Here is a 7,276-nt window from a genome sequence, read left to right as displayed (position 1 = left end):
CAAGTGGGCCAGACGGGCAAGATCGTGGCACCGCAGTTGTATGTGGCTGCCGGTATCTCGGGTGCTATCCAGCACTTGGCGGGSATGAAGGATTCSAAGGTGATCGTGGCGATYAACAARGAYCCKGAGGCMCCGATCTTCWSCGTSGCCGACTAYGGRCTGGAAGCGGATCTGTTCACGGCYGTGCCKGAACTGGTCAAGGCCCTGTAAGAACGCCCCTGTGCACACAAAGGCATCGCTCGCGATGCCTTTTTTTTGACGAAATTTCGCTTTCCCGGAGACACCCATGAGCTACACCGCCCCCGTCAAGGACATGCTGTTCGCCATCGAGCACCTGGCCAACATTGAACAGATCGCGCAAATCCCTGGTTTTGAAGATGCCGGGCTGGACACGGCCGCCGCCGTGCTGGAAGAGTGTGCCAAGTTCAACGAAGGGGTGTTGTCGCCGCTCAACTGGGAAGGCGACAAGAACCCGTCGAGCTGGAAAGACGGCGTGGTCACCACCACCCCCGGCTTCAAGGAAGCCTTCCGCCAATATGGCGAAGGCGGCTGGCAAGGCCTGCAGCACCCCGCCGACTTTGGCGGCCAGGGCCTGCCCAAGACCATCGGCGCGGCCTGCATCGAGATGACCAACAGCGCCAACATGAGCTTTGCGCTGTGYCCGCTSCTGASCGACGGCGCCATCGAGGCGCTGCTSACRGCMGGCWSCGAYGARCTCAAGGCSRYSTACCTCGARAAGCTGGTGASCGGCSAGTGGACYGGCACCATGAACCTSACCGARCCSCAGGCSGGCWSSGACCTKGCSCTGGTGCGCASSCGYGCMGAACCSCARCCYGACGGCACCTACAAGRTYTTCGGCACCAAGATCTTCATCACCTACGGTGAGCACGACATGGCCGARAACATCRTSCACCTGGTGCTGGCCCGCGTGCAGGGTGCGCCGGAGGGCGTCAAGGGCATCAGCCTGTTCGTGGTGCCCAAGTTCATGGTCAACAAGGATGGAAGCCTGGGCGCGCGGAATGACGCGCATTGCGTGAGCATCGAGCACAAGMTGGGCATCAAGGCMTCGCCCACSGCCGTGCTGCAGTWYGGCGACCACGGCGGCGCSGTSGGYTAYCTSGTGGGCCAGGAGAACCGSGGCCTSGAGTACATGTTCATCATGATGAAYKCGGCCCGCTAYGCCGTGGGCATGCAGGGCATCGCGATYKCCGAGCGYGCCTACCAAAAGGCTGTGCAGTACGCCAAAGACCGCGTGCAGAGCCGCCCCGTGGACGGCAGCATCAACGCCAGCGCCGCCATCATTCACCACCCTGACGTCAAGCGCATGCTCATGACCATGCGCGCCACCGTCGAGGGTTGCCGCGCCATGGCCACGGTGGCGGCTGCGGCGTTTGATGCCGCRCACCACCACCCCGATGCCGASRCGCGCAAGCAGAACCAGGCSTTCTAYGAATTCATGGTGCCGCTSGTSAAGGGCTACAGCACCGAGAYGAGCCTGGAAGTGACCWSSCTGGGCGTGCAGGTGCATGGCGGCATGGGCTTCATCGARGARACCGGYGCGGCSCAGTACTACCGCGACGCCAAGATCCTSACSATCTACGARGGCACCACGGCGATYCAGGCCAAYGACCTSGTGGGYCGCAAGACGGCGCGCGACGGCGGCCAGGTGGCCAAGGGCATCTCCGCGCAGATCGAGAAGACAGAGTCCGACCTGCTGGCCAGCGGCACGCCCGCTGCACTGGCTGTGGCCAAGCGCCTGACGGCGGCGCGCAAGGCGCTGCTCGACGTGATCGACTTTGTAGCCGGTGGCACCAAGGCCCAGCCCAACGCCGTGTTTGCGGGCAGCGTGCCCTACCTGATGCTSGCGGGCAATGTGGTGGCGGGCTGGCAACTGGCGCGCAGCCTGCTGGTGGCGCAAGACCTGTTGCAAAAGGGACAGGACGAAGCCTTCATGCGCGCAAAAATCACCACGGCCCAGTTCTATGCCGACCACATCCTGGTGAAGGCCCCGGGCCTGCGCGACAGCATTGTGGAAGGCGCGGCCAGCGTGACCGAGCTGGCGCTGGAAGCCTTCTGAAGGACTGGCGTGCTGTGAGGAGACAGGCCACCTGCGGGGCAGGGGCCTTGATATAAAAATGATAGCTACGGACGCATGATTCACTAGCGCATCCGGCCTGTTCCATCCCTATTCTTGTTCTGGAAGTTGTTGCCATGTCCAAACTGCCTCCCGTGTTGCAAAACCTGTCGCTGCCCGTCATCGGTTCGCCGCTGTTCATCATCAGCAACCCCAAGCTCGTGATCGAGCAGTGCAAGGCCGGTGTGGTGGGCTCCATGCCCGCGCTCAATGCCCGCCCTGCCGAACTGCTGGACGAGTGGCTGGCCGAGATCACCGAAACCTTGGCGGCCTACAACAAGGCGAACCCCGACAAGCCTGCTGCGCCGTTTGCCATCAACCAGATCGTGCACAAGAGCAACGACCGGCTGGAGCACGACATGCAGGTGTGCGCCAAGTACAAGGTGCCGATCATCATCACCAGCCTGGGGGCGCGCGAGGACGTGAACCAGGCCGTGCATGCCTGGGGCGGCGTGGTGCTGCACGACATCATCAACAACAAGTTCGCGCASAAGGCGATYGAGAAGGGCGCYGACGGCMTSATCGCCGTGGCGGCCGGCGCTGGTGGTCATGCTGGCACCAAGAGCCCGTTYGCGCTGRTSCAGGAAATCCGCCAGTGGTTCGACGGCCCGCTGGCGCTCAGCGGCTCTATCGCCAGTGGCGGCGCGGTGCTGGCTGCACAGGCCATGGGGGCAGACTTTGGCTACATCGGTTCGGCCTTCATCGCCACCCATGAGGCCCGCGCCAGCGAGGCCTACAAACAAGCCATCGTGGACGGCAACTCGGACGATATCGTCTACAGCAACCTGTTCACGGGCGTGCATGGCAACTACCTGGCGCCCTCGATCCGCGCGGCCGGCATGGACCCGGACAACCTGCCAGAGTCGGACCCCAGCAAGATGAACTTTGGCGGCGACGCCAAGAAGGCCTGGAAGGACATTTGGGGCTGCGGCCAGGGCATCGGCTCCATCAGCGCCGTGACCAGCACCGCCGAACTGGTCGCCAAATTGCGCAGTGAGTACGAGGCAGCCCGCGCCCGTCTCAAGCTGTGAATCTGCGCTCTGTGTGAGCGGCGGTGGCTTTGTGCCTCTGGGGGGCATTCGGCCATCTTTCTTACCTCACCCCGTCATTTGTTTCGCCCGCCATGTGTATCCCACAAGGCGGGCGAATGTCTTTGTGGGAGGTGTTCGAGCGGTGTCTTTGCGGTGACGCACCCGAGGGGAAACCCGCGTGAGGAGGAGAAGTCCCCTACAGATAATGGTGATGAAAAATAATCAATGAATGCCGGTGCCACGTTCGCCGGCCTTGTCACCATGTTGCGAGGGAGATGCCTGATGTTCCGTGCTTTTGTGTGCCTGCTGGCCGTGTGCGCCACCACCCTGGTTCATGCCCGCAATGAAGGCGTGACCGCCGATGAAATCCGGCTGGGTGCCTCGGTCGTGCTGTCGGGACCGCTCGGGCCGCAGACGGCGCAGTACGGCGAGGGCTCGCGACTGCTGTTCGACGCGGTGAACGCGCAGGGCGGGGTACATGGCCGCATGATCCGGTACACCACACTCGATGATGCTTTCGACCCGCAAAAGGCCGTGGAAAACACGCGCCAGCTGCTGGAGAACGACAAGGTGTTCATGATTTTCCATAGCACCGGTACGGCGCAGACAGCGGCCATCCTGCCGCTGATCAAGGAGCAGCGCACTGTGCTGTTTGGCCCCGTCACAGGTGCCTCGGTGTTCCGGGAGGCGTTCAATCCGTATGTGTTCCATGTGCGTGCGGGTTATGCGAATGAGGCCAGCAAGATCGTGTCGCAGCTGCGCCAGCAAGGCATCACCCGTGTGGCGGTGTTCTTTCAGGACGACGGCCTGGGCAAGACACTGGCAGGTGAGCTCAAGAAGGCTTCGGACGAGGAGAAGCTGCCCTTTGTGGCCGAGATCAAGGTGGACCCCAAACAGCCCGACTTTGCTGCCGCCGCACAGGCGACCGAAAAAGCCCAACCCCAGGCTGTGATCGTGGCGACCGGCGGCACCACTTTCACGAGCTACATCAAGGCGGTGCAGGCCACGGCGGTGCGTCCTGCCTACTACGGGTTCTCCGTGGCCAGCATGGACGTGATCCAGCGCGAACTCAGGGACAAGGCGCGGGGCATCATCCTGGCGCAGATCATGCCTTCGCTGCGCAACACCACTATCCCAGTGGTGGCCGAATATCTGAGCCTGCTGCGTGCCAAGTCGCCCGGCGCTCAACCCTCGGCTTCGCAGTTTGAAGGTTTTGTCCACGCACGCTTGCTGGTGGAAGGGCTACGCCGCACGGGGCGCAACCTGACTACCGAGTCGTTCTCCAAAACGATGGAGGACGCGGGTGAAATTGCTTTTGGTCGTTTCAGCGTGAAGTATTCGCCGCGCAACCACAATGGGTCGACCTATGTGGAGCTGGCTATCGTGGACGCGGAAGGCAGTCTGCGTTACTAAGGGTCTCCACGCTTCGCGCGGTGGGCGGACTCTTGTTCATCGAGCCCGCTGCAGGTGATGGCAGACCAGCGGGAGACAGTGCAGCTGTGCAAAAAATCCTCTGACGGAGGACAATAGCGGGTTTTGTTGTTCCATCCTCGGTTCAGTTCGTCTTGCTGATTTGCGCAGCAGGCGAATCAGCGCGGAGGGAATCCGGATATCCAGCGGCGCGCTGTCCGCGGGGATTCAACACCTCACCCTATGTCTTCGTCCACATCCCGCACACCCTTGATCGACATGATCAAGGGCATGGCTTGCGCCACCATCGTGTGGCACCACTTGGCCTTCTATGGCCCGATGTCCGACATCGCCCATCCCTTGGCTCCATCACTCATAGCGTGGCTATATGACTATGGGCGCATGGCGGTGCAGGTGTTTCTGGTGTTGGGTGGGTACCTGGCTGCTGCGAGCCTTGCGCCCCAGGGCTTTGCGCGTTTCGATCATGCGGGCACCGCCATTGCCAAACGCTTCGTGCGGCTGGTGGTGCCTTATGCCGTGGCGTTGATGCTGGCGGTGGTGGTCGCCGCCCTCGTGCGACCTTGGATGGAGCACCACTCCGTGCCCGACCAACCCACCTTGTCCCAACTGTTGGCGAACGCCTTGCTGCTGCAGGATATCGTGGGTGAAGGCGCTTTGTCGGCTGGCGTGTGGTACGTGGCCATCGACTTTCAACTCTTTGCGCTGACTGTGCTGATGCTGGCCGGTGTACGTGCGCTGCCTGTGCGCTGGGTACAGCACCATGCAGCGGCCTTGTCGCAGGGGCTGGTGCTGTTGGCGACTGCTGCCTCGCTATGGGTTTTCAACCGCATCGTGGGGTTGGACATGTGGGCGCTGTACTTTTTTGGTGCCTACGGCCTGGGCATGTTGGCCTACTGGGCGGTGCGGGCGCCGCAGGCGCAGGCATGGGTCTGCCTCATGGCGCTGCTGGTGGGGGCAGCGCTGGCGGTGGATTTCCGGGCACGCATTGCCGTGGCTGCGGTCACGGCCTTGTGCCTGGTGGTGGCCATGCGCTCTGCGCGCATGCGCAGCTTTTCCGGTGTGTCGCCGCTCGTAAAGCTCGGCCAGATGTCGTACTCGGTGTTTCTGGTGCACTTTGCCGTGTGCTTGCTTGTGAACGCGGTGGTCAGCCACCTCTGGCCTGCATCACCAGCGCTGAACGCCGTGGGCATTCTCCTGGCGTTTGGGCTGTCGCTGGCAGCTGGGCGTCTGTTGTATCTGCGAGTGGAGCGTCATGTGCCATCGTGGTCCACGGCCCTGCGCTGGCAACTGGGATTGGTGGGGGCCGGCATGCTGGTGGTCATTACCAGCAACTGGGCGTAGCCCCTAGGCTGGGACCGCAGGGGCGGGCCGACTGGGCTGTCTTTTTGAGCGCGCTATATCCTTCAGCTCAGTGCAGTGCTATCGCAAAAGCTTGCGTTCCCGCCGTTTGCGCTGCTTGTCCAGAAACCACGCCATGAAGGGCAGCAGCAGCATCGAGCCGGGGATCACCCAGATAAAAAGATAAGGGCTGACCGAAGACGCGGACCGCATCACATCCCGCAGGTGGGCTCGTTCCTCGGCACTCCAGGTGCCCTGGCGGCGCTGCTGCACCAGCCAGACCACCGAGCCTTTCATGGTGGCCATCTCGCGGCGCAAGCGGCTCTTTTCCCGGCTGTTGCCCGCGAGAAAAGAACAAAACCACTCCGGCGCTCGCTCCATGCGGCGCTGGAATGCCAGGGTTGAATCCGGGTCGAATGCGTCGGAAGTTTGCTGGCTTTCGGTGCGCTGCGAAGAAGTCATGTTGAGCAGCATTGTCTCTGGAGATACAGGTAACACCAAATGGACATTGAGCTGAAACATACTTCAACTGCGCGAATGGACCTTTGTTGACGGTTTGGTTGTAAACATGCTCGAGAGGTCCGTAGACGGCCTCAAGTCATGCTCGCCTGCGTGAAGCAAAAGCCGAATGCGCTGGCATCGCCACAAACATCAGTCAACCAGTGGTTAGCGCGGCCCTGAGCGTATGGAGTTCAGACAAGGGCACTGGGCTCCCTGTCGCGTACTTGTCTTTGATGGAACTTGTCAGCGCAGTGTGAGGACGCAACTGCATGCTCGAGGCTGTTGAGCTTCTCTTTGGCGCTCGACGGTCAATCCGAGCGCACAAGCGGTTCGGCAGCGCCTACCTCAAAGTCCAGTCGCTTCGTAAGATAGGCCCATGAAATCTCGATCTTCATTTGGCTCCATCCGTGATCAACTATCCGCTCAAAATGTGGATTTTCGCCGCAGCGAAGGTGGTTTCACATTGGTAGAGGTCTTGGTCGCCATCGTAATTTTGGCGTTCGGCATGCTGGGAACCGTTGGCATGCAAGCGTTTGCACTTCAAGCGAATCGTGACGCCCGTCTTCAGGCTCAGGCAGTGGTTTATGCCCGCGAGTTAGCTGAAATGATGCGTGGTAACAAAGAGATCGCCGTCAAAACCACTGCGGCTGCTAATCCTTATTTGGTTACATCAATGTCTATGGCGTCACCGAGCTATTGCATGGCTGTCGGTAATGCATCTACCGGATGCACGTCCACGTTGGACGTTGCCACTGCAGAGATGACGGATTGGCTGGCTCGTGTGGCGGCTGATCTGCCCGATGCCCGGGTCACGGTATGTTTCGATGGTGCGCCATACTAC

7 protein-coding genes are annotated in these 7,276 nt (G+C 61.5%); 6 read left to right on the top strand and 1 reads right to left on the bottom strand.

From position 1 onward, the window contains the following. From AC04MI_RS21795 to AC04MI_RS21775, 5 genes are all read left to right on the top strand, one after another. The coding region (locus AC04MI_RS21795; RefSeq protein ID WP_476498676.1) for an electron transfer flavoprotein subunit alpha/FixB family protein at positions 1–210 on the top strand (210 nt) is incomplete at its 5' end. A 76-nt stretch (positions 211–286) separates the two neighbouring features. After that, positions 287–2,077 (top strand): acyl-CoA dehydrogenase, encoded by a 1,791-nt coding sequence (locus AC04MI_RS21790; protein ID WP_476498675.1) that lies wholly within the window; start codon positions 287–289, stop codon positions 2,075–2,077. 134 nt (positions 2,078–2,211) lie between these two features. Beyond that, positions 2,212–3,165, top strand: a complete 954-nt coding sequence (locus tag AC04MI_RS21785) for an NAD(P)H-dependent flavin oxidoreductase (protein WP_476498674.1) — start codon at positions 2,212–2,214, stop codon at positions 3,163–3,165. 282 nt (positions 3,166–3,447) lie between these two features. Next, positions 3,448–4,578, top strand: a complete 1,131-nt coding sequence (locus AC04MI_RS21780; RefSeq protein ID WP_056065196.1) for an ABC transporter substrate-binding protein — start codon at positions 3,448–3,450, stop codon at positions 4,576–4,578. 240 nt (positions 4,579–4,818) lie between these two features. After that, the gene (locus tag AC04MI_RS21775; protein ID WP_108498969.1) at positions 4,819–5,937 is read left to right on the top strand and encodes an acyltransferase family protein; all 1,119 of its coding nucleotides are present in this window, start codon (positions 4,819–4,821) and stop codon (positions 5,935–5,937) included. A 78-nt stretch (positions 5,938–6,015) separates the two neighbouring features. Here the strand turns inward: AC04MI_RS21775 and AC04MI_RS21770 are convergent, their stop codons facing one another. After that, complete coding sequence (locus AC04MI_RS21770; RefSeq protein WP_476498673.1) at positions 6,016–6,408, bottom strand: hypothetical protein; 393 nt, start codon at positions 6,406–6,408, stop codon at positions 6,016–6,018. 403 nt (positions 6,409–6,811) lie between these two features. On the opposite strand from AC04MI_RS21770, the gene pilV reads away from it, so the two are divergent. Beyond that, on the top strand, positions 6,812–7,276 hold a 465-nt coding region (pilV, locus tag AC04MI_RS21765), incomplete at its 3' end, for a type IV pilus modification protein PilV (RefSeq protein WP_476498672.1).

It is taken from the genome of Acidovorax sp. LjRoot204, assembly GCF_056175785.1.
Note: the sequence above shows the minus strand (reverse complement) of the source record. Positions and strands in the feature narration are given on the sequence as shown.

Coding starts and splice junctions, on each gene's coding strand:
- AC04MI_RS21780 (WP_056065196.1), top strand. CDS start 3,448: ATGTTCCGTGCTTTTGTGTGCCTGCTGGCCGTGTGCGCCACCACCCTG.
- AC04MI_RS21770 (WP_476498673.1), bottom strand. CDS start 6,408: ATGCTGCTCAACATGACTTCTTCGCAGCGCACCGAAAGCCAGCAAACT.
- AC04MI_RS21775 (WP_108498969.1), top strand. CDS start 4,819: ATGTCTTCGTCCACATCCCGCACACCCTTGATCGACATGATCAAGGGC.